Source organism: Streptomyces noursei ATCC 11455 (assembly GCF_001704275.1).
In the GTDB taxonomy this organism is placed as follows: Bacteria; Actinomycetota; Actinomycetes; order Streptomycetales; family Streptomycetaceae; genus Streptomyces; species Streptomyces noursei.
The window spans coordinates 2277217-2301430 of sequence record NZ_CP011533.1 but is presented as its reverse complement, the minus strand read 5'-3'; the positions used below and the strand labels follow the sequence as shown (position 1 = coordinate 2301430).

Here is a 24214-nt window from a genome sequence, read left to right as displayed (position 1 = left end):
TTACGCTCGCGGAGGGTTCGGGTTTGGGTGCGTAGTCGCAGGCGAGCAGACGGTGCATCATGAGCCACCACGTTGAGTCGGCCGCGCGATGAGGTGCCCATTGTCGGGTCCGTTTCCGACGGCCCCTTCCCGAACGGAACGGGCAAGTTGCCCCGCATTCCGCTCCCTGATAGGACTCCGATAGGTCTTCCTGCCGGGCCTGTTGAGGAGCACGGTGGGCGTGTGAATGCATATCAAGTGAACCGTGTTCGGGCGAAGCTGGCGTTGTTCGTGACTGAGTGTTCGCCTCGGTACCGCGCGGGTGCCAGCGGGTCGAAAGCGACTGCTATTGCGGGGCCTGACGCTGAATGGTCGCCGCGAGGCCATTCCAGGCCGTGGCCTCGCGGTTGCCGGACGGCAACGAGCAGAACCTGCAGCAGTTCCTGAACCAGTCCGCGTGGGATCCGGTGCCTACCCAGCGGCGGATCGCCGAATGGATGCTCCCACTGATCGGCCCGATGGCTTGGGTGATCGACGATGTCTCGGTGCCCAAGGACGGTCGGATGCCGGGTCGGGGTGGCCCCGCAGTGCTGCGGTGCACGGGAAACAGACGAACTGTCAGGGCCTGTGTCGGAAGTGGGTCTCTGGGTGAGATGATCTCGTTCCGGTGGCAGGCGGAGACCTGACGGATACGCAATGGGCCTGGCTGGAACCGTTGTTGCCTGGGTTGAAGCCGGGCCGTCCGCCGATATGGACCAGGTGCCAGCTGATCGACGGCACTCGGTTTCGCACTCGCATCGGTGTGCCGTGGCGCGATGTGCCCGAGCGATACGGCAGGTGGGCCCGGGCGTACCACCTGTTCCGCCGCTGGCAGCAGGACGGGCACGACGGGGGCGGTCTCGAGATCGCAGACGCCAAAGGGGTGCGGCAGGAGATCCCTGCACACCTGATCGTGCACCATGCCACCTGGGATCTGCTGGATGAGACGGCCAGGCAGCCACCAGGGCATCGCTGAGCGGACTCGTTCACCCGCGACGTGCACGTCGTTTGCCGCATGCTGATCTCGCCGAGCCGGCGTTTAGCCTCCGTTTGCGGACGTGACCGGCGCCCGGGCCCCACCAAGGCCGGACGCAGCTGGCGCCGTGCCGTCGGCCCCGCAACTGCCCCTGCGCGATTCGGTCATGCCTGACTGGGTACGGCAGCAACGCCCGCGGGGGAACCCGCCAGCCATCGTCGTCCGACGGCCGTCGTTGCGGTGAACCACCGATGGCACGACCGTTACTGACTTGGGCTCGTCAGGGCGATGTTGGGGTGTCGAGGGCCAGGCCGGTTCCGGCTATGAAGCCGTCGAAGGTGTCGGGCCGGTACTGGAGGGGTTTGAGCCGGTTGCGCACGAGCACCTCCAGGCGGTCAAGGGTGACGACGGCGAGGTTGGCCAGGCTGCGTTTGACATGTGCTCACACTCCCTCGACCGTGTTCAGGTCGGGCGAGTAGGCGGGCAGCAGGAAGACCGTCAGCCGCTCGCGTCCTTCGATGAGCCGGCGCATCTCGCGGGAGACGTGGGTGTTGAGCCGGTCCCAAACCGGCACGAGCGGCGCCTAGACGAGCTGATGGAGACCGTCGAGGCGCGCGATGACGTCGCGCTCGCCCATGTTGCGGCGCTTGCTCTTGCCCGCGAGCTGGCTGCGCAGGCGGTGGCGCAAGCGGGTGCGGAAGCCGGGCCGCTTGGCGAGCAGGCTGGGTGTGCTGATGGTGCCGCTGGACTGAGCTTCGCGGTGCCCTTCTTGGTGCTGGTGCTGGTGCTGGTGCTGGTGCTGGTGCTGGTGCCTTGGGTTCGCGGGGTCGGGGGTTTTGACGGTCTGCGAGCGGGTGCAGTGCCCTCTTCGTGGGTCCGAGGGGGACATCGTCCCCTGTGTGTTCGCGGCCCGCGAGCCGTGATCATCCGTGCGCCGCGGCAGCGGTCCTCTGGCCCGGGTATCCGCGGCATTCACCTGAAAGTGGTCGCGTCAGGGCAACTCAACTACGGCATCACGACAAGAGGTTGGCAACTTCGGACTCGCATGCTACGGTCGCAACCATGGGATTCTATTTCATCTGAGTTGTTCCTGCGAGAGTTGTGGCTTCGGGTGCTGACGACGCGATGCGCGCCGCCCTGCGTTTTGGGGTGCCCTCTTCGGTGATTTGCCGTGCATCACGCCCCGATTGAGCCCTACTCCCCTCGGTTGAAGTCTTGGAGCAACTGATGGAACGGTACATTTCTCATGCAAAATTCTCCTTCCGCTGCCAACAGCGCCTCTTCGCCTTGCCGTACGGCTAAGAGTTCTCTTGACCTTGAACAACTCCCGCTTGTCGCACCGGATTCCGGAGCGTTCCAGATCGTTCTGGACGACGTTGAGCGCAGTGCCGGCGACCGTCCCCTTCTGGACGGCGTACACCAGTCGATCGGCTTAGGTGAACGTATCGGCGTCATCGGCGAAAACGGCTCCGGCAAGTCCACCCTTCTGCGTCTGCTCGCCGGCCTGGACCAGCCGGACAGGGGGAACGTGCTGGTACGTGCGCCAGGAGGTACCGGCTATCTGCCGCAGACTCCTGACCTGCCAGAGGACGACACGGTGCAGGATGCCATCGACCACGCTCTGGCCGAGCTGCGAACTCTGGAGCGCGCCTTGCGGCGTGCGGAGGAGGTGATGGCTGAGGCGGAGCCTGACGAGCTGGAAGCAGTGCTGGCCACCTACGGTGAGCTTCTGGAGGCGTTCGAGGCCCGGGACGGCTACGCCGCGGATGCCCGGGTAGAGGCTGCTATCCACGGCCTGGGTCTGGCGGCTGTGGAAAGCGACCGAAGGCTTGGCAGCCTCTCCGGCGGGGAACAGGCGCGCTTGAACCTGGCCTGTCTGCTGGCTGCTGCCCCTCAGTTGATGTTGCTCGACGAGCCTACGAACCATCTGGACCGCGCGGCGATGGAGTGGCTCGAGGAGCATTTGCGTGCCCACCGTGGCAGCGTGGTGGTGGTTTCCCATGACCGGGTCTTCCTGGAGCGTGTCGCCACCGCGCTGTGGGAGGTGGATGCCGAGCAACGCACGGTCCACCGCCATGGCGGCGGCTACTCCGGATACCTCAAGGCTAAGGAAGCCGCGCGGCGGCGGTGGGAGCAGCAGTACCAGGACTGGCAGGAGGACCTTGCGCGTCAGCGTGAGCTGGCGCGTACTGCGGCCACAAACCTGGCTGCCGGTCCCCGGCGTAATACCGACCGGATCAATGGACTGCATCAGCGCAATGTGGAGAAACAGATCTCCGCACGGGTGCGCAACGCCAAGGAACGTGTGCGGCGGTTGGAGGAGGATGCGGTGCCTCGACCGCCGAAGCCGATGCGCTTCGCCGCGCGCCTCAAGGGAGGCGAGAGCGCGGGCACGGGCCCCCTCGCTGAGCTGTACCAGGTGGAGGTGGACGGCAGGCTCAGCGTCCCGGAGTTCAGCATCGCGCCCGGTGAGCGGGTTTTGATCACCGGCCCCAATGGCGCGGGCAAGAGTACCCTCCTGCAGGTGCTGGTCGGCGATCTGGTGCCCGACCGGGGAGAGAGCACCCGTGCCAAGCGCACCGGCTGGCTGCCGCAGGAATCCCGGGTCACTGACCCGGACCAGACCGTCCTTGAGGCGTTCGCGCAGGGGCTCCCGGGAGAGGCCGAGGACAGCCGCGGAGCCCTCCTTGGACTTGGGCTTTTCCGGCCCAGGGACCTGACCACCCTGGTGGGACGCCTGTCCGTGGGGCAGCTGCGGCGGCTCGCGCTCGCCCGGCTCCTGCGCAACCCTGCCGACCTGCTCGTCCTGGATGAGCCCACGAACCATCTGTCCCCTTCACTGGTCGAGGACTTGGAGGTGGCTCTGTCGCACTACCAAGGGGCGCTGCTGGTCGTCTCCCACGACCGCATGTTCGGGCAGCGCTTCACCGGCCGCGCCGTACGCATGGAACACGGGCGCGTCCTGAACTGAGACCTCCTCCACAACCCGGCGTGCCGCTGTACGCGATGCCCTCGGGTCTTCCGGTACACCATGCCCTTGGGTATGTGGCGGAGGGCCCTGGCGGCTGCCAAGACGGTACGACTGGTTCGGCAGGAGTCGCACGCGGGCCGTGCCGGTACGCAGACGGGGCTTCTCGGCGTCGGCTGGTTGTGCTCGGGCATCGACGCCGGCCGGTGACTGGCTGCAGACGGCCGGATGGCGGATGTGGACCAGGGCAGCGCCGAAGAACGCACGGTGGGGCGTTCGTTGCGGTGAGAGGAGGTGGGAACTGCCGTTTCGCCATGCAGCACAGAAGCTGGACGTATCGCCTTGACGTGGTGAGCCAGCTCAATCAACAGTAGAGACGATACGTCTCGTCAATTCACGAAGAGAAGGGTTGTCCATGGGCAAGGGAAAGTCAGGCGGAATGCTCGGTGTCGGCGGCACTCGCCACAAGCTCTCACGGGGCGCGCTGCGCGGCGGCACGGGTGGTGCAAAGGACGAGCGGGCGCTCGCCGATGCCGAGGCCAAGCGCCGTGAGCTGCTGCGCAAGTTCCAGGAGCGCAACCAGAAGGAGTGAGCGCGGCCACCTGAACGGCTCGCCGTTCGGGGCACGGAGGCTTCTCACAGCGGACGATGCCGCTGAGCGCAGACGTGACGCAATCCCGTACCCGCTCAGCGGCCCCGTCCCCGTGAGGAGCCCACTGCGCAACCAGAGTCACATGCGAGCCCATGGCGGGCCTCAGCACGCAGGGACGCGCCGCCAACTGCGCGACTGAAACCCGCCCGTGATTCGGCTGGGCCCGGTCCCGCACCGCGCCCGGCCGAGTCACACCCACATTCCCTCACCCCCTCCGGTCGGAAGGAGACACGATGTCGGCATTACCCAGCTCGCCACTCGCGGAGCATGCTGGGCAACACTCCGATGAGCCGAGCATGATGGACCCGGAGATGCTCCATGACCCGATTACCGGCTACGGCGCGCTGCGAGAGCAGGGCCCGGTCATCCGCGGCCGGTCCATCGACGGCTCACCTGTATGGTTCGTGACCCGCTTCAACGAGGTACGGCAGGTTCTGCGCGACCCGCGGTTCCTGAACAACCCGCTCACCCCGTCCCTGAACCGTGCAGCCGAGGATGCCCCACTGGCCTGGACACTAAGGGAGATGGGCCTCCCCGAGCACCTGCACGGCTATCTACTGGAATCGATCCTCACCAACGACGCCCCCGAACACACCCGACTGCGCCGTCTCGTCTCCCGCGCCTTCACCGCACGGAAGATCACCGACCTGCGGCCGCGCGTCGAGGAGATCACCGACGAGCTGCTGACCCGGCTCCCCGAGTACGCCGACGACGGTGTCGCCGACCTGATCCAGCACTTCGCCTACCCGCTGCCGATCACGGTCATCTGCGAACTGATCGGCATACCTGAGGAGTACCGCCGGCAGTGGCATCAGTGGGGCAGCGAACCCGTATCCCTGCAGCCGGACGAGACCGGCTCCGCGTTCGCCGAATTGATCGAAAACATCCATGAGCTGATCCGCGAGCGACGCCGTGCCCTTACCGACGACCTGCTCAGCGACCTGATCCGGGCCCATGACGATGACGGCAGCCGGCTCAGCAACGTCGAGATGGTCACCATGGTCCTCACCATCGTCTCGGGCGGCCTTGAGACCACCGCCCACCTCATCGGCAACGGCACACTGGCCCTGCTCACCCACCCCGACCAGCTGCGCCTGCTCAAGGACGACCCGGCCCTGATGCCACGCGCCCTCCACGAGCTGATGCGCTGGTGCGGACCGGGGCTCATGGCCCATCTGCGCTACGCCTCCGAGGACATCGACCTCGCCGGCACCGTGATCCGCAAGGGCGATACCATCCAACCCATTCTGGCTTCGGCGAACTACGACCCGCGCCACTACACCGACCCCGAGCGTCTCGACCTGACCCGCCACCCCGCGGGCCACGCCGAGAACCATGTGGGCTTCGGCCACGGGGCGCACTACTGCCTGGGCGCCGCCCTGGCCCGGCAAATGGGCGAAGTTGCCTTCAGCAAGCTGTTTGCGCACTACCCCGACGTCTCCCTCGGAGTGGAACGCCAACATCTCAAACGGACACCACTGCCCGGCTTCTGGCGGCTGACTTCCCTGCCGCTGCGACTGAGCTGACGGCCTGCCACGAATAGTGCCGTCAGAGTGCGCAGTTGGCTGTGATCAAGGAGTGGCTCGTCTGAGATCCCTGACCCGGATCACCGATGCGCGGAAGCGGAGGCCGACGGGGAAGCTTCCCCCGGGCTTGCCGTAGCGGGCGGCCGGGACTGCCAGACAGCCCGGGGCCGACTCGCAATACGGGGAAGGAATACGCGACGAACCAGAGCCTGACGCCCGCCGTCACAGGAAGCGATTCACCCGTCGCCGAGACGACAAAGGCAGTTCGCCCAACAGATCCTCGCGTACGGCGCACCGGTCCGCACAGACATGTTGACCTCTTCCTGAGGTGGCCGAGCTCATGGGTCGCGACCGGTATATGGTGCGGTGTGCCGGGGCGCCGTGGACGTTCTCGCGTCTGGCGGGCTTGCCGCATTCCCCTGATGCGTCCGGTGCGGCCGTGAACTGAGGAGGGCGGTGAGATACTCACTCTCGCGTTCGTATCACAGTGCAGTGCCAGGCACTGACGGCCAGGCAGACAGGATCACCCCCTGCCTTTCGGCGATCGTGGTCTTTCGGTCCACCAACGCTATCCCGCGCAATCTCGCCGACGCAGATAGGGACCAAGGCGTCCTGTGGCAGGCCAGCGCCTGACGTTCGCTGATGCGCGCGCTCGTGACTGCGGCGAGCGGACGGTGGCCCGCCGGACCGGCGACGGCACTCTGGCCTCAACAGATGGGGCAGGCTATGCCGCCCCAGAATTCATCATTTATCCAAGAAAGCGAGCGTACACAATGGTCAACCCACCGCTTGATGCTCTCAATCCTGTGGGGACAGACGCGTTACTTCTTGAAGCAGCGCAGAAGCTCGGGCTCACTCAACATCTGCTTGAACTCGAACTCAACGGCTTCACGGTCGTGCCGCCCGAGAAGGTCGCCAGCCCGGAGTTCACCGCGGCCCTGCGCGAGGCCGTGCTTGAGACGCACCGACGCCGCACCGATACCGGTACCTACGTCGAGCGGATGCAGCAGTCCGCCACACACGGTCTCGGCGACCTGATGCCGAAGATCCTCTGGGACGACCCGATCTTCGAGACGGCCTTGATGAATCCGGTAGTGCAAACGCTGGCACGGGCGATGGCGGGCCACACCTGCCGAATCAGCGTGTTCGAGGGAGCCGTCAAGGCGAAGGGGGATACAGACCTTACCTTCCACGCAGACACGGCAATGACGGAGCCCTACCCGATCGTCCCGCAGCACTGCAACGTGACATATGCGCTTAGTGATTACTCGCGCGAACACGGATCAACTATGTTTGTGCCGGGCAGCCACAAATTGCTGCGCCAGCCAGTAATGGGCGAGGTCACTCAGGAGCTTTCCAGCCGTGACCGGCCGGCGTCGCTGTTCGGCACCGGAATCCCGGAGCCCGTCGCGGTGGAATGCCCGGCCGGCTCCATCATCGCCTGGTACGGGGCAACTTGGCACGGCGCCTCACCGAGAACCGTCGATGGCCACCGCATCAGCATGCTGATGTACTTCTGCCGCTGGTACCTCAAGCCGCAGACGAAGATGTGGCTTGACATGCCGGAGGGCGCCCTGGAGCGCAACTCGCCCCGATTCGCCCAGTGCATTGACTACTACAACGGCTGGGAGATCAAGGAACCTTCGATCGATCCCGCCAACGCGATGGCGGGCCGTACCGTGTTCCCGATTCTCGACGTGCCGCTTCCCTGACCCTCACCATGCCGTCACCGGTGGGCCGCGCCCGGACCCCTTCAGGTGCGGGTGCGCCCTTGTCAGGAAGTGCGTTATCCAAGGAGAACCCTATGCGAGTCCTCATCACCAGTTTTGCGCATAACACCCATTTCCTGGGCTGTGTTCCTCTTGCTTGGGCGTTACGCGTCGCGGGCCATGAAGTCCGGTTCGCCACTCAGCCGGGGTTCACTAAGTGGGTTACCGACGCCGGGCTGACCGCCGTGCCCGTGGGATCGGACCACCGGTACTTTGGCGTGTCGGCCGAGGAGACCGTTCAGATCATGGCCGAACTGGGCAACACCGATCTGACACGGTATTCCACGAATCTGGACCTTGCAGGGCGTCCCGAGGTGTTGTCCCGGGAGTTCCTGTACGGTCTCGAAGCTGGCTCGGTGTCCGGTTTCTATTCGGTGGTGAACGATGAGACCTTCACCGGCGGGCTGGTCGAGTTCGCTCGGGAATGGTCTCCGGACATCGTGCTGTGGGAGCAGTTCACGTTCGCCGGTGCCGTCGCCGCCCGGGCCTGTGGTGCTGCGAGCGGCCGGGTGCTGTGGGGCAGCGATTTGACCGGCTACTTCCGCCGGGAGTTCCTGCGTCAGATGTCCGAACTGGAACCTGAGCAGCGGCAGGACCCGTTGCGGGACTGGCTGACGGAGCTGTCGGCTCCTTATGGGGTGGAATTCGGCGAGGACCTGGTGGTCGGTGACTGGTCGATCGACCCGCTTCCCGCACCATTTCGGCTCGACACGGGGCTGCGGACCATCCCCATGAGATATATCCCCTACAACGGGCCCGCTGTCGTACCGGGGTGGCTCAAAGAGCCCGGTGAGCGTCGCCGGGTCTGTGTGACGACGGGGAACAGCGGTACCCATTTCACCGCTGACGCTCGTACCTACCACAGGTTCCTGACCACGCTGGCCGAAGTCGATGCGGAGATCGTGGTCACTGCGGACGAGGCGCGGCTGCGCGCAGTCGGCCCGCTCCCGGATAACGTGCGCGTGGTTGACTTCGCGCCTCTGCACGTGCTGTTGGAGCACTGCGCAGCGGTTGTCCACCACGGTGGCGCGGGAAGCTGGTCGACCGCGCTCCACTGTGGAGTGCCGCAGATCAACCTGCCGTTCCTCTGGGACGCTGTGGTCCGCGCGCAGCAGCTCGAGGCGGAGGGCGCTGGCCTGCGCCTGTCGCCCGCCGAGGTGACGGCCGAGGAACTCCGGGCTGCCGTCGAGCGGGTGCTCGACGAACCCTCCTTCCGGGAAAACGCGCAGCGTCTCCGGCAGGAGAGCAGTGCCGAGGCCAGCCTCCACGATGTCGTCAGCACGCTCGAGGACACCGTCCGCAACCGCTGACCATGCCCGGCGCCGCGTTGACTGCCGGGTCCTTGTGGGAGGTCATCGGGGTCTCGATGAGGCCGGGGGTGACCGCGTTGATCCGGATACGGCGGTCGAGCACCGCGCTGTCCAAGGCGAGCGTGCGCACCAAGCTGCGTACGCTCGCCTTGCTTGCGGCGTACAGCGCGCCGGCCGGCCGGCCCTTGGCTTCCGCAGCGGAGCCAGTCACCACCACCGCCCCGCCCGGGGGCTGCTCTCTTGTGCCAGACGTGCACTGCCTGCCGGGAAGCCTCCAACCGCCTGGATATTTCTGCCTGGAGGGTCCCCTCTTCGAACCACTCGGCCGCCGGCAACCGCAGCTTCTCCCGCTACAGACGCCCCTCCACCTCAGCCCCGTCTCCTCCATATCCGTGGGATAGCACCACCAGACGGGCCGTCAACCCCGACATCGCGCCTCAGTAGTGCTCGATTCCTCTTTCGCTGGGTGTATGCCCTGGCGACTGGGTGAGTGATCGCGGGCGGATGCTGGTCGATGGTGTTGCGGACCAGGCCGGGCCGTGATGATGACGAGCTTGCGGTGATCCGGTGGCCGGCGCGGGCGCGGAAGGCTCCGCGGGACCTGGTGATGCGGGCGCGGATGGTCGATCGGAGCTGGGCCGGGCTTGCGGGTGCCGGCGATCGCGGATGGGGTCGGCTGCGGGCGGAAGACCGTGCGCCGCTGGCTGCACCGTTTCAACCGCTGCTGTGGCCTGGAGGTTTGGAGGATCTCGATGGCCAGGGGCGTAAACGGCGGATCACTGAGGCGGAGCGGTCAAGATCACCGCCTTGGTCAGAACGCCGCCTCCGGGCCATCCGACGGTTCAGGCAGGCGGGTATCTGGCGGCGGACGAGTCGGGGCCGCCGGAGTGGACGCTTGATGCACTGGCCGCTGTTGCCCGTCGAGGCGGGATGGAGGTGGGAAGGTTTCAGGTTCGCAGGATCCTGCTGGCCGAAGGCGTGCGTCGGCGCAGCACCCGGCCCTGGACCCGTGCACAGGACCCGGATTTCGAGGGAAAAGAACACGGATCGTCGGCCTGTACACCAGCCCGCCCGTCGGCGCGACGGTCGTCTGCGCCGACGAGCTTGGGCCGGTGATCCCGCTGCCTTCCCGCCGGCGCCGGGCTGGTCGCCGGACGGTCATGCATCAAGTCCGAAGTCGACTGCGGTCGCGGACCGGAGAAGACCTGGGTCTACGGTGCCCTGCAGATACAGGACGGCCACGAAACCACGATGGCAGCCCCCGCGACAGCGCCTTCTACCAGCAGTTCCTGCAGCAGGTAGAGAACGCCAACCCGGCCGGTGATGTCTACGTGGTCACAGACAACCTGTCCTCGCACAACAGCAAATCCCCCCGCGAGTGGCTGGAGGACCATCCCCGCATCCGCCACGTCTTCATCCCCGTCGGCGCCTGCCGGCTCGACCTCCAGGAAGGCTCGTGGCGCATCTTCCGCAAGACCGCCCTGGCCGGACAGTCCTTCGCCGGACCACCAGAGACCGACCAGGGCACCTGCCTCGCAACCACACAGCTCAACACGCGAGCCCGGCCATGGATCCGGGGCGGACCCTCACCGCCAAACCGTCACCTACGACGCCGATATGTGTACACAGTTCGAGCAATCGAGCACCAGGTTGTCAGTTGAGGGTGACGGGGAGGGCGGTGAGTCCGCGCAGGAAGGACCTGCGCCAGGTGAGGTTTTGTGACGGTGTGGTGAGGTGGAGGTGGGGGAAGCGCCGGAGTAGTGCGGTGATGGCTACTTCGCCTTCCATTTGGGCCAGGGGTCGGCCGATGCAGTGGTGCACTCCGTAGCCGAAGGCCAGGTGTCCTTGGGTATTGCGGGTGATGTCGAATGTGTCGGGGTTGGGGAATTTTTGCGGGTCTCGGTTTGCTGCGGCTCCGGCTATGAGCACGGTGCTGCGGGCGGGGATGAGTGTGTCGCCGATCTGGATGTCTTCTAGCGCGACCCGGGTGGTGACTTCGGCTGGTCCGGCGATGCGCAGTGTTTCGTCGATGGCGCGGGAGACGAGATCAGGCTGGGAGCGGAGCAGCTCCATCTGGTCGGGGTTGTCCAGGAGGAGCTGCACGGTGCTCGCGATCAGGCTCACCGAGGTTTCGAAGCCGGCGATGAGCATGATCAGGGTCATCGAGGCCAGTTCGTCGTCGTTGAGTCTGCCGGCTTCGCTGTCGTGTATGCGGATGAGTGCAGACATCAAGTCGTCGCCGGGAGCGGCTCGGCGTTGCTCGATCAGGTCGAGGATGGTCCGCACCAGGTTGTCCGCGGCGCGGCCGCGTTCGGCGGCGTGTTTCTCGTCGATGATCAGGATCTGTTCGCTCCAGCGGGCGAAGTCCTGGTGGTAGTTGCTGGGTACGCCGAACAGTTCGCAGATGATCGTGATGGGCAGTGGATGGGCGAACCGTTCCACCAGGTCCACTTGCTGGCCGGGGCGCATGGTGTCGAGCAGTTCGGACGCTATCTGCTCGGTGCGGACGCGTACCCGGTCGATCTGTCTGGCGGTGAAGGCGTGCGCGACGATCTTCCGTAGCCGGGTGTGGTCGGGAGGGTCGTTGGCGCCCATGTTGTTGGCGAAGTACGGCTTGGTTTCTTCGGAGTAGCCCAGGTAGGTGGGCAGGTCTACTTCGCCGTAGACCTTCTTTTGGTCGTTGCTGAGCCGGAGATCGGCCAGCGCGGCGCGTGCCTCTTGGTACCGGACGATGAGCCAGGCGTCTTGGCCTCCGAACCTGACACGGTGCACAGGCCCCTTGTCTCGTAACGCGGCGTACGTGCGGTATTGGTCGATATGGAAGGCGTCGTCGTCGAGGTTGGGTACGGGCGGCACATTTTCCACGGGTTCCCCCTGATGAGCGATGCTGCGGTAAGTGGGCCTTGCGGTTCGGGCCCGGGCGTGCGGTGGACGGTTTGTCACGCGGTGCGTCGCCAGTAGACGCTCTGCCGGTCGATCTTGATGATCTCGTCGGTGATGCCGTGCTGGTCCCGGTAGTCGTGCAGGGCCTCGCGGCATGCGTCGAGGATGTAGTCGTCCACGATGGCGTAGCCGCCGGGGGAGAGCTTCGGGTAGAGGTGGGTGAGCACGTCCATCGTGGCGCTGTAGGAGTCGCCGTCCAGCCGGAGCACGGCGACCTGCTCGATCGGTGCGGTGGGCATCGTGTCCTGGAACCAGCCCGGCAGGAAGCGCACCTGCTCGTCGAGGAGTCCGTAGCGCTCGAAGTTCTGCTGCACGGTCGTCAGGTCCGTGGGTACGCCGATGGCCTCGTTGTACTGGGCGAGGTCCATCGTGATGTCCAACGCGTGGTCGTCCTCGGTGACGCCAGGGAAGCCCTGGAAGGAGTCGGCCACCCATACCGTGCGGTCGGTTATGCCGTGAGCCTTGAGGATCCCGCGCGCGAAGATGCATGCGCCGCCCCGCCATACGCCGGTTTCGACGAAGTCGCCGGGGATGCCGTCGCGCAGTGCGCTCTCCAGGCAGTGCTGCAGGTTGTCCAGCCGCTTGAGCCCGATCATCGTGTGAGCCACGGTCGGAAAGTCTTCACCGACCAACCGGGCCTGCTTGTCGAACTCCGACGGGGCGGTTGCGCCGACAATATTGGGCGCGTCTTCGTAGATCAGGTTGGAGACGACTCGTTTCAGCAGATCGGTGTAAAGGTCCGCGGTTGCGTTGGCGGCGATCGTCACAATGACTCCTCTAAATGTTGTTGCTGCGTGGTTTTGCCGGCTCTGGTTTATGGATTGCGAGCGGAGTGCGCCCTGTCGGTCTTGCCCTTGATCCTATACACAGTTGACGAACTGGCATCCGGTGTATCAGGGTGGGCGAGCTGATGCGGCACCGGGGGCGGATTAAGGCGCGGCCATTCAGGACTGAATGCGCGCCAGCAGTGCCCTCTGTGGCGGATGAGTTCCACGACGCGGTCGTGGCCGGGAACGCCATGTTCACGCAGCGGGGTCCCTTCACGCCGCAAGATGTCCGCACTGAATTCAGCGTGTCTGTTGTATCCGAGAACGTACTCCAGTATGTTAAGGGTTGGTTGTGACCGAGAAATTTGATTTCGATGAGCAGTTCATTCGGGACGTTATCCACGCTTCGGGAGACCACGGCGGTGAACTGGGCAAAGTCGTTGCGGAGCACGGGCGGCGCAAGGTTGCCCAGCTCTTGGTCGAGGAGGTCATATCCCGCGCCGCGCCGGCCGTCAACGACACTCCGGTCCTGCTTGAGTTCGCGATATCCGACGGCGAGCACGTTCTTACGTACTACCTGCGTGTGGAGAAGGGGGAACCGGTCGCGTTCGCAGCGCAGGACGACGGTTTCGTCGGGATGCGTGTGGAGTATGAACTGAGTGAGCTCGTCCGGGAGCTGTATGGGCCGATCCGGGAACGTTCCGCTGGGGTGCGCGGTACGAAACTGTTCCCGTATGTGGAGAAGGCTTCCGCGTTCGAGCAGATGGGTTCCTACTTTCTGGCAACCCAGCAGGCGACCCAGACTTTGCTGGAAGGGTGCTCCTCGGCCAAGCCGAACCTCAGCGAGCTGTCCTCCCGGTATATCACGCCTAAGTTTGGTTCGTTGCACTGGTTCACCCCGCATTACGACCGTCATTTCCGCGAGTACCGTGGCGAGCAGGTCCGGGTGCTGGAAATCGGCATCGGAGGTTACAGGGTGCCCACGTCGGGTGGCGGCTCCCTGCGTATGTGGAAGCATTTCTTTCCACGCGGCCAGATCTACGGTCTCGACATCGTGGACAAGTCGCATGTCAATGAGCCGCGGATCATTGCCCTGCAGGGGGACCAGAGCGACGCCGAGAGCTTGAACCGGATTGCCGAGCGGCATGGCCCGTTTGACATCATCATCGACGACGGCAGCCACATCAACCAGCATGTCCAGGCCTCGTTCGAGTACCTGTTCCCGCACGTCAAGCCTGGCGGGCTCTACGTGATCGAGGACATGTGGACCGCCTACTGGCCCGGTTTCGGCGGCAACGTGGACCCTGCGGCAAGCAGCGGTACCAGCCTCGGGCTGCTGAAGTCCTTGATCGATGCCATCCAGCACCAGGAGTTGCCGGAGACCGCCGACCGGCAGCCGAGCTACGCTGACCAGAACGTGGTGGGGGTGCACGCCTATCACAACGTGGCCTTCATCGAGAAGGGCAGGAACGCGGAAGGCGGGGTTCCGCCCTGGATTCCCCGGGACTTCGAGAGCCTGGTGGCCGCCTCGTCCGGAGAGCCGCTTCCGCAGGAGACGTCGTCCGACAAGGCCCGGTGACCGGTCGCGGCCACCGAGCCGGGCAATATCACGCCAAGTGCCGTCGGCCAGCGCTGAGATGACGAGGACCGGCCGCGGGAGTGCACGTTTCCGCGGCCGGTCCCTCTACCGCGCTCCGGCCGCATGGTCCGCGGCCAGGACGGCGAGTGCCACGGATGTGGCGGTCGGGTTGCACGCCGTCGATGTCGAGATCACGCCGTTGCCGCCCACGTAGAGGTTTTGCATCCCCCACACCCGCGAGGTGCTGTCGCACACCGAGGTCCCGTCGTCTTCGGCACCGGTGCGGACAGTGCCCTGGTAGTGCAGGGAACAGCCTGACGGGAACAGACGCGGCTCCGCGCCCGGCAGGAAGGTGCCGATCGCTGCCGCGGCCTTCTCCATCGACCCGATGGCATCCGCGATACGCGCACGGTCCGCGTCGCTCAGCCGATGCTGGATCGTCATGGCGGCCATCCCGTACGGGTCATGCTGGGTGTCGTCGAACGTCACCCGGTTATCCGCACTGAGGTCCTTCGGCAGGAACCAGCTCAGCACCACGAACGGCCCCATCGAACTGTCCTGGACGAATCTCGGATCGAAGTAGTGGACCTGGCCGTGCCAGGGCTGGGCGTCGTCGAAGGGCACCCAGGTGACGCCGCGCAGATGGTCGCGGGCGTCGTGCGAGTCGGGGGTGTGTGCCCAGAAGTCGGACTCGACGAGGGCGGGGTCGACCGCCACGGTTGCGATGATCATCGGCTGGTCGTTGAGGTACCGGCCCAGCGCGGGCGCCCGGATGCCCGACTCCCACAGGAGCTGCGGGGTGCGCAGCGCATCCCCAGCGACCATGACCGCACCGGCGCGAACGGTGTACCGCTCGCCGGTCGGCCGATGTTCCAGCTCGGCGGCGTACACCCGACCGTTGGTGTGCAACAGCCGACGGCAGAGCGTGTCACCGCGCAGGGCGAACCGGAACTCCCCGGTGTCGGAAGTGCCGGACGACTCTCCCAGCATCTGCTCACCGAGGATCTGCTCGGTTCCCGTCCAGGCCGGCACCGCCCCGTTGGGCCGGCAAGCCAGCGGCATCGGCTGCACCTGACGCTCCGGCGGCCGGCTGCCGTCACACACCTCGCCCAACAGCCGTTCCACGTTGTCTTGCAGGGATGTGCGGGCGAATCCGGACGTGGTGATCGAAAGTAACTCGGTGGCCGTCTGGAAGGCAGCGTCGAAGTCCGCCCGGGGGATGGACGGGATCACCTCACTCCCGCCCGGCGACGGGCACGAGCACGCCCAGTGCGCGCCCATCCCGCCGACGTTGCTGGACACCGCGGCAAGCGGCATATCGGTCTGGAGGTCCGCGTCCGCGGCAGGGTGCCGCAGCAGGTACGTGCCGGACTGCACATACGCAGCCAGGGGGTCGTCCGCCGACAGGGTTCCCGCGTCGGGGCCTCGGGCACCCGCCAGCGCATCCTGATACTCCGCGCCTCGCAGGTTGACGGTGTTCGTGCCGGCACGACGGGTCAACTGCGGTCCCGCGTCGACCATGAGGATCGACGTCGACGGGTTGTGGTCGAACACGCGTCGTGCAAAGGCTGACCCGGCCGGCCCGCTGCCGACCACCAACAGATCCACCTCGCGTACCCGCTTGTCAATCCGTGTCATTCCTTGTGTACCCCCTTATTTCCAGGCATCTGGCCGATGGCCGGTGCGGCTCGCTCCGCCGTCCAGGCGTCGTGAATGATCTGCTTGAGCTGTGACCGCTGCGGCTGCCAGCCGAGCTCGGTCTGGATCCTGCGGTTGTCGCCGACGACAACGGCGGGCTCCGGCCCTGCGGGACGGTGGCGCACCGCAATGTCCTTTCCACAGACCTCCCGCGCGGTGCGCACCACCTCCGCCACGCTGGCCCGCGTACCGCTGACGTTGTAGACCCGGTACTGTCCGGGACTGCAGGCCAGCAGTGCGGCCTCGGTTGCTGAAGCGAAGTCCGCGACATGCAGGAATCCGCGCTCCGCGCGCCCCGTACCGTTGATCTCCACCGCCTGTTCGCGGCCGGCCGACACCGCGACCAGTTTGGGAATGAGCCTGGTCAGGTCACGGTCCCCGAGCCCGTCTATGGCGCCCGCCACGTTGAACGCCCGCAGCGTCACCGCGCCCAGCCGGCCCGTCGCAGCCTGCCAGCGGATAGCCTCCTCGGCGGCATGTTTGGAGCCGGCGTACGGGTTCTCCGGGTGCGGCGGCTGTTCCTCGCTGATGGGCTGCGCCGCGGCGGAGCCATACACGGCCCCGGTGGACGCGAACACCAGGCGCGCCCGCCGATCGGCCCGGTCCAGGGCAGCCAGCAGCGCGACCGTGCCTGCAACATTGACCTGGTAGTACCGCAGCGGGTCGGTGAAGGAGTCCCGCACCCGTGTGACGCCTGCCAGATGGCACACCGCCTCCACGTTCGCCACCGCGACGTCGAGGCTGGCGCCATCGGTCAGGTCCCCGCGGCACACCTGCACGCCGGAAGGGACGTCGGCTCTGGTGCGGTGCACCAGAGCACGCACCTCGTGGCCGGCACTCGCCAAGTGCCGGACGACCGCCTGACCGATGAAACCGGCCGCGCCGGTAACCAGTACGCGCACGCTAATCACTCCCGTGCGGGTCGGCTCCGCTCTGACCCACGTGTACGGTCACCACCGCGTGCAGCCGGCTCAGCCACGCCGTCATCGGCCGAGTTCGCCATATCGTCGCTCGACGGCCGTCTTCATCTCCCACCACCACGACTCGTTGTGGCGGTACCAGTCGATCAGCCCCGCCATCTCCTTGCGGAACTCGGTCCGCAGCGGCATCCACTCGCACTCGGTGCGCAGCTTGCTGGCGTCGCTGGCGTAGCGCAGGTCGTTGCTCGGCCGGTCCGGGACGTAGTCGACCCAGTCCGACGGCTTTCCCATGAGCTCAAGGATCAATTCCACGATGCTGCGGTTGTCCCGCTCGTCGTCCGAGCCGACGACATAGGTCTCGCCGAGCCGGCCGCGATCGAGGATGGCGTGGATGGCAGTGCAGTGGTCGTCCACGTGGATCCATTCCCGCACATGCCGCCCGGATCCGTGCAGTCGCGGTCTGCCCCCGACGAGCAGCTCGGTGATGGTGCGGGGAATGAACTTCTCGACGTGCTGGTACGGGCCATAGTTGTTCGAGCAGTGGCTGATCGTGACAGGCAACTGGAACTGGGTCCATGCGGCCCGCACAAAGTGATCCGCCCCGGCCTTGCTGGCGCTGTAGTAGTTCCGGGGGCGGTAGGGCGTATCCGGGGTGAAAGCCTCGGTGTCGTCCAGAGCCAGCTGCCCGTACACCTCATCGGTAGATACGTGGTGCAGGCGGACGCCCGTGCTGCGGACGACCTCCAGCAGTGAGACGGTACCCATGACATTGGTGTGGGCGAACCGGCTCGGAAACAGGTAGGCGTTGTCGTTGTGGCTCTCCGCAGCGAAGTGGACGATCACCTCGATGCCCAGCTCTTCGACGAGAGCGGAGACGAACGCGGTGTCGCACACGTCACCTTGACGGAACGCGATGCTGTCCTTGACGTCGTCCAGGTTGCGCGTGAAATGCGGATCGATCAGCGCGTCGATGACCGCGATCTCGTACTCGGGGCGGTGCTGCAGAGTACTCCGCACGAAGTTCGCGCCGATGAACCCCGCTCCGCCTGTGACCAGCATTCTCACAGCGCACACTGCCGTTCCGGGTCGGTGGCCGGGAGCACGGCCGGGGCAGACATACCGGCACGGGCCACGTGCGCCTCGATCGCATCGGCACCCGCGATGGCGCCGCCGCAGTTGCTGATGACGCGCCGCATGGCGTCGAGGTTCGTGTGCACCTTTCCGTCGGCGACGATGCGCTCGACGGCATCACGTAGCCTCTCCGGCGTCAGGTCGTCAGGATCGAGGCGGTACGCCAGGCCCAACTCCTGCGACTGGGACGCGTTGCCCACCTGTTCGGCCATCTGCGGCAGCGCGACCATCGGTACGCCGTGCGCCAGCGACTCCATCACGGAGTTCATTCCGGCGTGCGAGATGTGTGCGTCGGCCTGGCGCAGCACGGACAGCTGGGGAAATCGCTGCCGCACATCGAAGTTGGCCGGGATATCACCCAAGTCCGACACGGCAGTGCGCTGACCGATGGACATCGCCACCTGCCAGCGGCTGTCACCGAAGGCCTCGAAGCACAGCTTGTAGAAGCTCTCATCGCGGTTGAACAGCGTGCCCATCGAGATGTACAGCACCGGGCGGTCCGTATACTGCGGAGTCCAGTCGTCGTGGGTTTCCCCCGAGGGCAGCATGGGCCCGAGGAAGCGGAACCGGTCGTCGAAGGTGTGCTCGGAGAGCTGGAACTCCCGGGGCATGAAGACAAGGTTCAACGCAGCGACGTGCTTGCCGTTGAGGGCGTCCAGGCTGGCGGTAACCCCGTGGTCGGCGGCGAACGCGGCCCGCTCTTGTTCGATCTGGTCCATGACGGCGGCGATGTCCGCGGGCACGTCGCCGATCAGCTCGGCTGTCATGGAGTAGTTCTCATTGGCCGCAAAGATCGGTATCAGAGAAATTCCGGGGACACCAATCGTGTCTACCAGCATCTGCCCGGTGAACGTCAGCCAGTCGTAGCACACGGCATCCGGCCGGTCCCGCTCGAAATGCTCGTTCAGCATGGGGAAATAGTCCCGAGCGTCCTGTGTGATGCCCCGGGCGATCTCGGCGAAACGTTCAGTGGTGAAGTCGTCCCGGCTGGACGGCATCTCCGGCATCTTTGTGGGCAGGCCGACCCCCTCGGCACCGGCCCGCTCGACAAGCGGCACTAACTCGTGCCCGGTGGCAAAGCTGACCCGATGACCGCGCCGCACGAGCTCCTCGACCAAGGGTAACGTTGGGTTCACGTGTCCGTAGAGTGGCTGAACTACGAAGGCAAAGTGCATCGGCGTCCCGTCCTTGTCTCGTTGTGCGGGCCGTTGACTCGTTGGCTGGCAGCGGGGAAACACTGGAATTATGGTGTGCCTCGGCGCCCGCATTACTGCCCTGATTTCGCCCCTGAAGACCTGTCAGCCGGGCGAAGTTCCGGCGCTCCGCTAAAAGAATGATGGCACGGCTGCCGCCGAACCTACTGAGCAATGCCCTCTGGACAACTGACTCTTCCCCCGTGCCGCCATGCGAAGTGAATGGTGAGCCGCAGAAGCCATCAAAAAATAGAAGCGCGAGCGTCAACCATCTCTTGGATGATCATAGACAGCACGTCTGACTGTCAACCACCTCGGCGCGACGAAAGATTCCGTGTGACTCTGCTCTCACTTGCGGCGGCGCTCATCCGCACCGAGCTGGTCGGGATCAGCCCGCTACGCCGCCCAAGCGCCGGATCGCTGACCGAGCTTCGCCTGCTCTGGCAGGCATTGTGGCGCTCTGTCACCGGACAGGGAACTCCCGGTTAGATCTTGACAACGTGATCAACCTCCCTTGTACTCCCAGTAGAACCAGGGGAGTTGGAACAGGACTCTGTGTGCAGAATGGACAGACTTTGAAGTCCCTTGCTGAATTCGACCTTTGCTCAAAAGGCTGTAGCAAACCCCGGGTTGTGGTACTCGGCGCATCCGGCTTCCTCGGGTCCGCCGTCATCAGTGAACTCGCCCTCCTGCCCATCCAATTGCGCGCCGTGGCGCGCAGTCGGACCCTGGTGCCCGACGGGGCGCAGGCCGACATCGAGGTATGCACAGTCGACCTCGCCGAGCCGGGCGCCGTGACGAAGGCGGTCGACGGCGCGGACGCGATCATTCACCTAGCCGCCGACATAGGTGGTGAGGGGGCGTGGCGTGCGGCCGGGAGCAGTGAGCGGCAAGAGCAGGTGAACGTCGGCCTCATGCACGAGCTCGTCGGTTCGCTCCCCAGCCGCGAGATCCCCCCGGTCGTTGTCTTCGCCAGCACGCTGCAGGCCGAGTCGGCGGCTGGCCAGAACGTATACGTCCAACAGAAAGTCGCTGCCGAGGAGGCGCTGGGCAAGGCCACCGCCGGCGGTGTGGTGCGCGGCGTGGTGCTGCGGCTGTCCACGCTGTACGGCTGCAGTGTGCTGTCCGGGTCGACCGGGCGTGGGGTGATCGCGGCGATGGCGCGGCGCGCTGCTGCCGGTGAGCCCCTCACCATGTGGCACGACGGCTCAGTCAAGCGCGACCTCCTGCACGTGAGCGACGCAGCACGGGCCTTTGTTGCGTCGCTGCGTCACGCAGAGGCACTCAGCGGAGGCCGCTGGGTGGTCGGGACCGGCCGCATGGAGCGCCTCGGCGAGGTGTTCACCACTCTCGCAGGCGCCGTGGCCGAGCAGACCGGGGGCCAGCCGGTGCCAGTCGTCTCGGTGGATCCCCCCGACTACGCCGATGCGGGCGACTTCCACACCGTGGACGCGGATCCCACCGCCTTCCGCGAGGCGACCCGGTGGCGGCCACGCGTCGCTCTGCGTGACGGGTTGGACGCGGTGGCAGCGGCGGCGGCAAAGGACCCGGGCGCGTCAGCCCGACTGTAGGCCGGTGGCTGCGCCTACCTTTGCCGGCAGCCGCACCTGCGCGACCATCCTGTCGTCCTCCAGGGCGGACGGGGCGCCGCCGTGAACGCGGGCCACGAACTCGGTGGTGCCGGACATCCCCGCTCTCCTTGCCCGGGAAGGCGAACTCGGCGGTCGGCGAGTGAAGCGTGCCGATCTCCCCGGCGGCGATCAGCTCCCCGACCGTCCGCTGTGAATGACGCAGGAACATGTCGTTCTCCAGCAGCACAAGGCTGTTCGACCGTGCACAATCGACCAGTTCGGCGACTCTGCTCGGGGACGCAGCAGGGGTTTTCGACGAGCGTGTGCTTGCCGGCAGCCAGGGCGCGGGGCACCCATTGTGGGTCCGAACGCACACCACCTCGACCGTGGTGACGGCCGGGCGCGGCCGCCGCCCATGCCCGGGACCGTCACCACGTCGTTCGCGCTGTCCCGCTACCGGCGAGGCTGACCATCACGCGCGCCCTGAGGGACTGCGGGAGACGGCCGCGCCACCCACCTGACCTGCTACGCCTTCCCTCTGAGCGGCATCCACCAGTGCCGGTTGTCCCGGTACCAACTGACCGTTTCGTCCAGTCCTTCCTCGAATCGGACGCGAGGCGCGTACCCCAGTTCGTTTGCCGCTTTGTCGCAGTTCAGGGAGTACCGCAGGTCGTGTCCCTGGCGGTCGGGAACCTGCTCGACCATGTCCCAGCTCGAGTCCGTTGCTTTCAGTAGTAGTTGGGTCAGCTCTTCGTTGGTGAGCTCCGTGCCACCACCCAGGTGGTAGATCTCGCCGGCCCGTCCGGAACGCAGGGCGAGCTCGATCCCGTGGCAGTGGTCCGAGACGTGCACCCACTCACGGACGTTGTGCCCGGTGCCGTACAGGGGCACCTTCTTGCTGTCGAGCAGGTTGGTGACGAAGAGGGGAATGAGTTTCTCGGGGAACTGGTAGGGACCATAGTTGTTGGAGCAGCGGGTAACCACGACATCCAGGCCATACGTGCGGTGATAGGCGAGGGCCAGGAGGTCGGAGCCCGCCTTGGAGGCGGCGTACGGCGAGTTGGGTTCCACTGGACAGTCCTCGGTCCACGAACCAGTCGAAATCGATCCGTACACCTCGTCCGTCGAGACGTGCACAAAGCGGCCGATTCGGTGTCTGACAGCGGCGTCCAGCAGCAGCTGAGTGCCCATCACATTGGTCATGACGAATGGCTCTGCCCCGGCTATCGACCGGTCGACGTGCGATTCGGCGGCGAAGTGCACGACGGCGTCGTGGCCTGCCATCACCTGGTCGACAAGGCGGGCGTCGCATATGTCGCCGTGGACGAAGGTGTAGCCGGGGTGGTCCACCACCGGGTCGAGGTTGGCCGCCACACCCGCGTAGGTGAGCTTGTCGAGGACGGTGACCTGAATCCCATGCGTACTGGAATCGGTTATCGAGAGGAGAGAGCGGACGAATTCTGAACCAATGAAGCCGGCGCCGCCGGTTACGAGAAGACGCATGATCAAAACCATATCGCGACCGCTGTGAATTGCGATAGCATCGGGGCGGGACTTGTATGAAAGTTGCCAATTCGCAGCGGCAAACAGGGGGATCCGATGCCCAGTCAGAGAGAAGATTCGACCGCTTACCAAGTTGAGCCCGAGACGGCCATGCGAGGCATAGTTCTTGCCGGCGGCACCGGCTCCCGACTCTGGCCGGCGACCCAAGCTGTCTCCAAACAGCTTATGCCGGTCTTCGACAAGCCGATGATCTACTACCCGCTGAGCACCTTAATGATGGCAGGAATCCGCGAGATCCTGCTGATCACCAATCCGCACGAGCAGGGGCAGTTCCAGCAGCTGCTCGGTGACGGCTCGCACCTCGGCCTGCAGCTGTCTTATGCAGTGCAGGAGCGACCCGAGGGAATCGCCCAGGCCTTCCTGATCGGTGCCGACTTCATAGGTGACAGGCCGGTCGCACTCATCCTCGGGGACAATATCTTTCACGGCGGTGGCCTGGGGGCCCGGCTGCGCGAGCAGACTGATCCGAAAGGCGGCCGAATTTTCGCCTATCCGGTGGCCGACCCCAGGTCCTACGGAGTAATCGAGTTCGACGAGGACGGGAAGGTGGTGTCGATTGAGGAGAAGCCGGCCAAGCCGAAGTCTCGGTACGCCACCGCTGGACTGTACTTCTACGACAACCAAGTCCTGGACATTGCGCGAAGTGTGCAACCGAGCGCCCGGGGCGAATTAGAGATCACCGCCGTCAACGAGGCGTACTTGCAGCGGGAACAACTCACCGTGACTGTTCTCGACCGCGGTACCGCCTGGTTGGACACCGGTACGTTCACCACCCTGGTTCAGGCCTCTGAATACGTACGAGTCATAGAAGAGCGGCAAGGCTTCAAAATCGGCTGTGTCGAGGAGATCGCCTGGCGTTGCGGCTACATCGATGAGGAGCAACTGCGCAAGCTGAGCCGTCCCCTGCTCAACAGCGGATACGGGCAATACCTCCTCAGTCTGGTCGACGACGCCTCGGGAGACTGAGCCACACCGGAAGAGCGCCCGGCTCCGGCATGTCACATGCCAGCCGGGCGCCTGCCGGGTCCGTGCGCAAGACTCCTGGTTCCGGAATCTACCGACAGTCGGCGTATTGCGGGAGGAGACCAGCTTCGTGCGCCTCGCGGAAGCTCGGCGCGACGAGGTCCCGCTCGGACAGGATGATGTCGATATCAGTTGGCCAGGGCAGCCGGAGGTCCCCGTCGTGGGGGTCGATGGCCTGTTCCAGCTCCGGCCGGTAGCCGGTGCTGACCAGGTACGACATCACGGTGTCATCCTCGAGGGAGAGGAAGGCGTGTCCGGTGCCCTTGGGGAAGTACACGGCCCGGAAGGACTGTGAATCCAACTCGACCGCGTCCCACCGGCCGAAGGTCGGCGACCCCACTCGCAGGTCCACGATGACGTCGAGCGCACGCCCCCGCATGCAGTAGACGTACTTCTCCTGTCCGGGCGGAGCAGTGGTGAAGTGCAGTCCGCGCAGTACTCCCTTCGCTGACGCGATGTGGTTGGACTGCGCTACCGGAAACGGGTGACCGACCGCGGTGAGGAACGGTTTCTCCTGCAACGGGGAGACAAACATGCCCCGCTTGTCCTGGAGAGGCTGGGGAGCAAACACAAATCCTCCGGTGACCGCCAACTCGCGGAACTGCAT

The 24214-nt window shown here is 65.7% G+C and carries 21 protein-coding genes and 2 pseudogenes; 12 read left to right on the top strand and 11 right to left on the bottom strand.

The window, feature by feature from the left end; translation table 11 throughout:
• Positions 1-222: 222 nt before the first annotated feature.
• Both SNOUR_RS48235 and SNOUR_RS48230 read left to right on the top strand, forming a co-directional pair.
• A pseudogene (locus SNOUR_RS48235) lies at positions 223-601 on the top strand (transposase); the annotation flags it as partial.
• 45 nt (positions 602-646) lie between these two features.
• Positions 647-994 (top strand): transposase, encoded by a 348-nt coding sequence (locus SNOUR_RS48230; protein ID WP_312632250.1) that lies wholly within the window; start codon positions 647-649, stop codon positions 992-994.
• Between the two features lie 280 nt (positions 995-1274).
• Here the strand turns inward: SNOUR_RS48230 and SNOUR_RS49565 are convergent.
• Positions 1275-1715 (bottom strand): annotated as a pseudogene (locus SNOUR_RS49565) (transposase); the annotation flags it as partial.
• Between the two features lie 525 nt (positions 1716-2240).
• Between SNOUR_RS49565 and SNOUR_RS09610 the strand changes: the two are divergent.
• The 5 genes from SNOUR_RS09610 (at position 2241) to SNOUR_RS09595 (ending at position 9219) form a co-directional block, all read left to right on the top strand.
• Positions 2241-3965, top strand: coding sequence for a TlrC/CarA/OleB/SrmB family ABC-F type ribosomal protection protein (locus SNOUR_RS09610; RefSeq protein ID WP_079142456.1), 1725 nt, complete (start codon positions 2241-2243; stop codon positions 3963-3965).
• Positions 3966-4377: 412 nt separating this feature from the next.
• Entirely contained in the window at positions 4378-4554 is a 177-nt protein-coding gene (locus tag SNOUR_RS47105; protein ID WP_167739041.1) for a DUF6243 family protein, read from the top strand.
• 356 nt (positions 4555-4910) lie between these two features.
• On the top strand, positions 4911-6140 hold the full coding sequence (locus tag SNOUR_RS09605; protein WP_312632240.1) for a cytochrome P450 family protein: 1230 nt from the start codon (positions 4911-4913) through the stop codon (positions 6138-6140).
• A gap of 614 nt (positions 6141-6754) precedes the next feature.
• Positions 6755-7852, top strand: coding sequence for a phytanoyl-CoA dioxygenase family protein (locus tag SNOUR_RS09600; protein ID WP_159425843.1), 1098 nt, complete (start codon positions 6755-6757; stop codon positions 7850-7852).
• A gap of 92 nt (positions 7853-7944) precedes the next feature.
• Complete coding sequence (locus SNOUR_RS09595; protein ID WP_067345601.1) at positions 7945-9219, top strand: activator-dependent family glycosyltransferase; 1275 nt, start codon at positions 7945-7947, stop codon at positions 9217-9219.
• Here SNOUR_RS09595 and SNOUR_RS48215 read toward each other — a convergent pair.
• A complete protein-coding gene (locus SNOUR_RS48215) occupies positions 9185-9607 on the bottom strand; it encodes an SDR family NAD(P)-dependent oxidoreductase (RefSeq protein ID WP_079142452.1) in 423 nt (140 codons plus the stop codon). The genes SNOUR_RS09595 and SNOUR_RS48215 overlap by 35 nt on opposite strands.
• Positions 9608-9869: 262 nt before the next feature.
• Between SNOUR_RS48215 and SNOUR_RS49225 the strand changes: the two genes are divergently transcribed.
• Together SNOUR_RS49225 and SNOUR_RS49220 are read left to right on the top strand one after the other, a co-directional pair.
• Positions 9870-10118, top strand: coding sequence for a hypothetical protein (locus SNOUR_RS49225; protein WP_376738504.1), 249 nt, complete (start codon positions 9870-9872; stop codon positions 10116-10118).
• Positions 10119-10331: 213 nt separating this feature from the next.
• Entirely contained in the window at positions 10332-10880 is a 549-nt protein-coding gene (locus SNOUR_RS49220; protein WP_159425841.1) for a transposase, read from the top strand.
• Here SNOUR_RS49220 and SNOUR_RS09585 read toward each other — a convergent pair.
• Positions 10873-12084, bottom strand: coding sequence for a cytochrome P450 family protein (locus tag SNOUR_RS09585; protein WP_312632231.1), 1212 nt, complete (start codon positions 12082-12084; stop codon positions 10873-10875). The two genes, SNOUR_RS49220 and SNOUR_RS09585, sit on opposite strands and share 8 nt — an antisense overlap.
• A gap of 74 nt (positions 12085-12158) precedes the next feature.
• A complete protein-coding gene (locus tag SNOUR_RS09580; RefSeq protein WP_099055674.1) occupies positions 12159-12929 on the bottom strand; it encodes a TylF/MycF family methyltransferase in 771 nt (256 codons plus the stop codon).
• A 352-nt stretch (positions 12930-13281) separates the two neighbouring features.
• On the opposite strand from SNOUR_RS09580, the gene SNOUR_RS09575 reads away from it, so the two are divergent.
• Positions 13282-14508 carry a class I SAM-dependent methyltransferase gene (locus tag SNOUR_RS09575; protein ID WP_079142444.1) on the top strand — a complete coding sequence of 409 codons (1227 nt, stop codon included), beginning with the start codon at positions 13282-13284 and terminating at the stop codon, positions 14506-14508.
• 105 nt (positions 14509-14613) lie between these two features.
• Here SNOUR_RS09575 and SNOUR_RS09570 read toward each other — a convergent pair whose 3' ends face one another.
• The 4 genes from SNOUR_RS09570 to SNOUR_RS09555 form a co-directional block, all read right to left on the bottom strand.
• The gene (locus tag SNOUR_RS09570) at positions 14614-16146 is read right to left on the bottom strand and encodes a GMC oxidoreductase (protein WP_067345593.1); all 1533 of its coding nucleotides are present in this window, start codon (positions 16144-16146) and stop codon (positions 14614-14616) included.
• Positions 16143-17108, bottom strand: a complete 966-nt coding sequence (locus SNOUR_RS09565) for an NAD-dependent epimerase/dehydratase family protein (protein ID WP_067345591.1) — start codon at positions 17106-17108, stop codon at positions 16143-16145. The genes SNOUR_RS09570 and SNOUR_RS09565 overlap by 4 nt, the downstream gene beginning before the upstream one ends.
• Before the next feature lie 81 nt (positions 17109-17189).
• On the bottom strand, positions 17190-18185 hold the full coding sequence (gene rfbB, locus SNOUR_RS09560; RefSeq protein ID WP_312632225.1) for a dTDP-glucose 4,6-dehydratase: 996 nt from the start codon (positions 18183-18185) through the stop codon (positions 17190-17192).
• 2 nt (positions 18186-18187) lie between these two features.
• Positions 18188-19432: a macrolide family glycosyltransferase gene (locus SNOUR_RS09555; RefSeq protein ID WP_067345585.1), complete on the bottom strand. Its 1245-nt coding sequence runs from the start codon at positions 19430-19432 to the stop codon at positions 18188-18190.
• A gap of 575 nt (positions 19433-20007) precedes the next feature.
• On the opposite strand from SNOUR_RS09555, the gene SNOUR_RS09550 reads away from it, so the two are divergent.
• Positions 20008-21021 carry an NAD-dependent epimerase/dehydratase family protein gene (locus SNOUR_RS09550; protein ID WP_312632224.1) on the top strand — a complete coding sequence of 338 codons (1014 nt, stop codon included), beginning with the start codon at positions 20008-20010 and terminating at the stop codon, positions 21019-21021.
• On the opposite strand, the gene SNOUR_RS48210 is transcribed toward SNOUR_RS09550, so the two are convergent.
• Both SNOUR_RS48210 and rfbB (SNOUR_RS09545) read right to left on the bottom strand, forming a co-directional pair.
• Positions 21007-21138 carry a hypothetical protein gene (locus SNOUR_RS48210; protein WP_312632222.1) on the bottom strand — a complete coding sequence of 44 codons (132 nt, stop codon included), beginning with the start codon at positions 21136-21138 and terminating at the stop codon, positions 21007-21009. The genes SNOUR_RS09550 and SNOUR_RS48210 overlap by 15 nt on opposite strands.
• A gap of 408 nt (positions 21139-21546) precedes the next feature.
• Positions 21547-22524: a dTDP-glucose 4,6-dehydratase gene (gene rfbB / locus SNOUR_RS09545; RefSeq protein ID WP_067345583.1), complete on the bottom strand. Its 978-nt coding sequence runs from the start codon at positions 22522-22524 to the stop codon at positions 21547-21549.
• 150 nt (positions 22525-22674) lie between these two features.
• Between rfbB (SNOUR_RS09545) and rfbA the strand changes: the two genes are divergently transcribed.
• On the top strand, positions 22675-23550 hold the full coding sequence (rfbA, locus tag SNOUR_RS09540) for a glucose-1-phosphate thymidylyltransferase RfbA (RefSeq protein ID WP_067358002.1): 876 nt from the start codon (positions 22675-22677) through the stop codon (positions 23548-23550).
• 88 nt (positions 23551-23638) lie between these two features.
• Here rfbA and SNOUR_RS09535 read toward each other — a convergent pair whose 3' ends face one another.
• Positions 23639-24214 carry a dTDP-4-dehydrorhamnose 3,5-epimerase family protein gene (locus tag SNOUR_RS09535; RefSeq protein WP_067345580.1) on the bottom strand — a complete coding sequence of 192 codons (576 nt, stop codon included), beginning with the start codon at positions 24212-24214 and terminating at the stop codon, positions 23639-23641.

Coding starts and splice junctions, on each gene's coding strand:
- SNOUR_RS09555 (WP_067345585.1), bottom strand. CDS start 19,432: ATGCACTTTGCCTTCGTAGTTCAGCCACTCTACGGACACGTGAACCCA.
- SNOUR_RS48215 (WP_079142452.1), bottom strand. CDS start 9,607: ATGGAGGAGACGGGGCTGAGGTGGAGGGGCGTCTGTAGCGGGAGAAGC.
- rfbA (WP_067358002.1), top strand. CDS start 22,675: ATGCGAGGCATAGTTCTTGCCGGCGGCACCGGCTCCCGACTCTGGCCG.
- SNOUR_RS09595 (WP_067345601.1), top strand. CDS start 7,945: ATGCGAGTCCTCATCACCAGTTTTGCGCATAACACCCATTTCCTGGGC.
- SNOUR_RS09570 (WP_067345593.1), bottom strand. CDS start 16,146: ATGACACGGATTGACAAGCGGGTACGCGAGGTGGATCTGTTGGTGGTC.
- SNOUR_RS48210 (WP_312632222.1), bottom strand. CDS start 21,138: ATGTCCGGCACCACCGAGTTCGTGGCCCGCGTTCACGGCGGCGCCCCG.
- SNOUR_RS09610 (WP_079142456.1), top strand. CDS start 2,241: ATGCAAAATTCTCCTTCCGCTGCCAACAGCGCCTCTTCGCCTTGCCGT.
- SNOUR_RS09605 (WP_312632240.1), top strand. CDS start 4,911: ATGATGGACCCGGAGATGCTCCATGACCCGATTACCGGCTACGGCGCG.
- SNOUR_RS47105 (WP_167739041.1), top strand. CDS start 4,378: ATGGGCAAGGGAAAGTCAGGCGGAATGCTCGGTGTCGGCGGCACTCGC.
- rfbB (WP_312632225.1), bottom strand. CDS start 18,185: ATGCTGGTCACAGGCGGAGCGGGGTTCATCGGCGCGAACTTCGTGCGG.
- SNOUR_RS09535 (WP_067345580.1), bottom strand. CDS start 24,214: ATGCAGTTCCGCGAGTTGGCGGTCACCGGAGGATTTGTGTTTGCTCCC.
- rfbB (WP_067345583.1), bottom strand. CDS start 22,524: ATGCGTCTTCTCGTAACCGGCGGCGCCGGCTTCATTGGTTCAGAATTC.